This is a genomic window from Mesorhizobium sp. M7A.F.Ca.CA.002.04.1.1 (genome assembly GCF_004022805.1).
GTDB classification, from domain to species: Bacteria; Pseudomonadota; Alphaproteobacteria; order Rhizobiales; family Rhizobiaceae; genus Mesorhizobium; species Mesorhizobium ciceri.
Window position 1 is genome coordinate 1 of record NZ_RZPL01000694.1, and the last position, 2998, is coordinate 2998.

The window sequence follows — 2998 nt, forward strand, 5'->3', positions numbered from 1 at the left end:
GAAGGAGCAGGGCGGTCGAGTCGGTGCCGCAGGACACGGACGCACCAGCGCCGCTGGTAAAATCGATATGCGAAAAAGGGTTAGTCGAGAGGTCCGGCTCGGTGTCGAGCATGATGCATGTCGCCCAAAAGTGATCCCGGTTTCAGGACAACGACATGTATGACAAGGATCAGCAGGCAGCCAGAGCCTTCTCCTGCTTGACGCGTTCCTTGAGCGCGCTGGAAATATCGGGGTAGCGCTTGCCGACCTCGCTGAAAGTGGCGCAGGCAACGTCATGCTGCTTGAGGCCGACCAGCGACACGCCGAGCTTCAGCAACATATCGGGAGCTTTCTTGGCCTTGGGGTAGTCCTTGCTGGCGGCAAGGAACGTCTCGGCCGCATCGCGGTATTTCTGCTGGCCGAGCAATGACTCGCCCAGCCAGTAATGCGCGTCCGCGGCCTTCGCATCCTTGGGGAAGCGGGCGATGTGGTCGCGAAAACCCTGCTCGGCGGTGCCGTAGTCGCCCGAGAGGATGAACTGGTATGAGTTGCGGTAGAGCTCTTCCGGATTGTTGGTGGCGGGCAACGCCGCGACCACCGTATCGGATTTGCCGGCCTTGGGCGCCGCCCCGGCGACTGGCGCGGTATCCTGCGCCGGCGCGGTCGATTGTGTGTTGCCGCCGGCATCGATGACATTGCCGTTCTTGTCGACGGTGATGCTGCCGAAGGTCTTTTCCGGCGCTCCCGTACCGGGAATAACCTTGCCGGGGTCGCCATCCGGAGATTCGACGATGACGTCCTCGACCGTCTTGCCGACTGCCGATTGATCGTTGGCGGGCTCGGCGCCGGCATCGGCCGGCGCCCGTGTTGCCGGGGCCGCCGCCACGTTGTTGTCGGTGCCGGTGGTGGCGTCCGATTTCTTCTGCGCCGGCGGCTGTCCGCCTTGCGTGCCGCCACCTTCCAGCTGCTGGAAGCGGAATTCATTATCTTCCTGCTGCTTGCGGATCTGCTCCTGCATTTGCAGGACCTGGAAATTGAGTTCCTCGATCTTGCCGTTCATCTGCCGCAGCTGCTCTTCCAGGCTGGTGACAGCGGTAGGATCGGACTGCACCAGCTGAACCTGGTCCGGTTTCTTCTTTTGACCAAAAAAGCCGGGCAATTCGATACTGGGAAGATGGAAGGTAAAGCCGCTGTCGGTTGATTGCCCTGTGCCGCTCGCCCCGGTGCCGCTAGCCAGGGCGGTGACGCCTGATAGGAGCAGCAGCGCAAGCGTGCCGCTCAGAACCGATCTCAAATGCATGTGCCTCTCGCAGTGATTTCGTTAGCTTGTTCGCGCCTTCCAATCAGAATGGGACCAGCCAAGCGCCCTCGGCTCATAGCAGGAGCCGAGACTTCGGCCAAATTTTGTTTCGGGCATCCGGATATGAAAAAGGCGGCCCCAAGGCCGCCTTTCGCACAAGTATGTTGCATTTTTACCGCTAGACGGCCACGCGTCCTTTGACGCGCCGGTCCATGATGCCTCAGGAGCCAGCGCCGCTAAGCGTAGTGACCGCGCGGCGATTCTGCGACCAGCAAGAGATGTCGTCGCAAACCGCGACCGGACGTTCCTTGCCGTAGGAAATGGTCTTGAGACGGCTGGCCGAGACGCCCTTGGCGACAAGGAAGTCACGGGTAGCGGCTGCGCGGCGGGCGCCGAGCGCCAGATTGTATTCGCGCGTTCCGCGTTCGTCGGCATGGCCTTCGACGACGATGGCATACTGCTTGTACTGGTTCAGCCACTGTGCCTGGCGCGAGAGCGTCGTCTGCGCGTCGGCACGGATCGAGGTCGAGTCCGTATCGAAGAAGATGCGGTCGCCAATGTTGACGGTGAAGTCCTGCGCCGATCCGGGTGTTGCGGCGCCGGCGCCGTTAAGGCCAAGATCGGCCGCGTTGTTCGGCGTCTTTTTCGAGGCGCAACCGGCGATGGCGAGCATCGCCACCAGCGCGATCATGACCGGGTTTCTGGTAAGTGCTGCAATACGGCCCATGCCGCCTCTCCTTCGTAATTCGAGTGGTCTAATTTGAGTGATTTCGTTGATCACCCAGTAACCACGTTTGGGTTAACCGGCATTCAAGAAACACGGTTAAATTTTGGTTTAAGCTGCCCGTCCGCAGCCATTGGCCATGAGCCACAGTTGGCGCGGACCCTAGGCGGAAATACGGCCAAAACGCGACAAAGAGATGGAAAAGAGGAATTGAAGAGTTGGGGAATTGAGGAACTGAAGAGAGAATTCACTTCAGCTTTTCTCTCAGATTGATCAGCATGCCGTAGATATGGGCATAGGATCGCAGCCAATCGTCGTGTTGTGCCTGGCTGATGTATCCAAGGTCGAACGCTTAGGAAATCCACGTCTCCACTTCGCTGCATGACCCATTGCCATCGAAATGAACCGCGCGAATTCGGGTTTGGAGTGAGTCTGCTTGGCAAATCCCTCAGCCAAATTGGCGCAGATTCCCTTGCTGGAGCGACGCAACTGATCAGCCAGTGCGTATTGCTCCATTTTCGGGAAGGCGAGCGTAGCTTTATGCACGTCAAGAGAGACCACATAAGCGCGCTTATAAACCTCTAGATCCTTCGCACGCTTGATGTGGCCGCCCGCCTTCTCCATTCTTCAGTTCTTCAATTCCCCAGTTCCTCAGTTCGTCTCTTACTCCAGCAGCGGCGACCAGGCAGGGTCCGAAGCGAAGTTCGCCGTCGGGATCGATTGCTCGTTGCGTCCGGTCAGATCGACCGAAACCAGTTTGGGGCCACCGGCGGAATCGCGGAAGAACATCAGCACGCGGCCATTCGGCGCCCAGGTCGGTCCCTCCTGCTGGAAGCCGGAGGAGAGGATGCGCTCACCCGATCCATCGGTCTTCATGACCCCGATCTGGAATTCGCCGCCGGTCTGCTTGGTGAAGGCAATCAGGTCGCCGCGCGGCGACCTGATTGCCTTCACCAAGCAGACCGGCGGCGAATTCCAGATCGGGGTCATGAAGA

General features: G+C 59.6%; 4 protein-coding genes and 1 pseudogene. 1 reads left to right on the top strand and 4 read right to left on the bottom strand.

The genetic code is table 11. From position 1 onward, the window contains the following. Positions 1 to 169: 169 nt before the first annotated feature. Positions 170 to 1279 (bottom strand): tol-pal system protein YbgF, encoded by a 1110-nt coding sequence (gene ybgF / locus ENZ75_RS26925; RefSeq protein WP_027162518.1) that lies wholly within the window; start codon positions 1277 to 1279, stop codon positions 170 to 172. 220 nt (positions 1280 to 1499) lie between these two features. Beyond that, entirely contained in the window at positions 1500 to 2006 is a 507-nt protein-coding gene (gene pal / locus ENZ75_RS26930) for a peptidoglycan-associated lipoprotein Pal (RefSeq protein ID WP_013529149.1), read from the bottom strand. 33 nt (positions 2007 to 2039) lie between these two features. Here pal and ENZ75_RS34745 point away from each other — a divergent pair, with 33 nt between their 5' ends. Beyond that, a complete protein-coding gene (locus tag ENZ75_RS34745; protein WP_164767832.1) occupies positions 2040 to 2276 on the top strand; it encodes a hypothetical protein in 237 nt (78 codons plus the stop codon). On the opposite strand, the gene ENZ75_RS26935 is transcribed toward ENZ75_RS34745, so the two are convergent. Next, positions 2277 to 2627 (bottom strand): four helix bundle protein, encoded by a 351-nt coding sequence (locus ENZ75_RS26935; RefSeq protein ID WP_224618753.1) that lies wholly within the window; start codon positions 2625 to 2627, stop codon positions 2277 to 2279. 39 nt (positions 2628 to 2666) lie between these two features. Further along, positions 2667 to 2998 (bottom strand): annotated as a pseudogene (locus tag ENZ75_RS26940) (PD40 domain-containing protein); the annotation flags it as partial.

Coding starts and splice junctions, on each gene's coding strand:
- ENZ75_RS26935 (WP_224618753.1), bottom strand. CDS start 2,627: ATGGAGAAGGCGGGCGGCCACATCAAGCGTGCGAAGGATCTAGAGGTT.
- ybgF (WP_027162518.1), bottom strand. CDS start 1,279: ATGCATTTGAGATCGGTTCTGAGCGGCACGCTTGCGCTGCTGCTCCTA.
- pal (WP_013529149.1), bottom strand. CDS start 2,006: ATGGGCCGTATTGCAGCACTTACCAGAAACCCGGTCATGATCGCGCTG.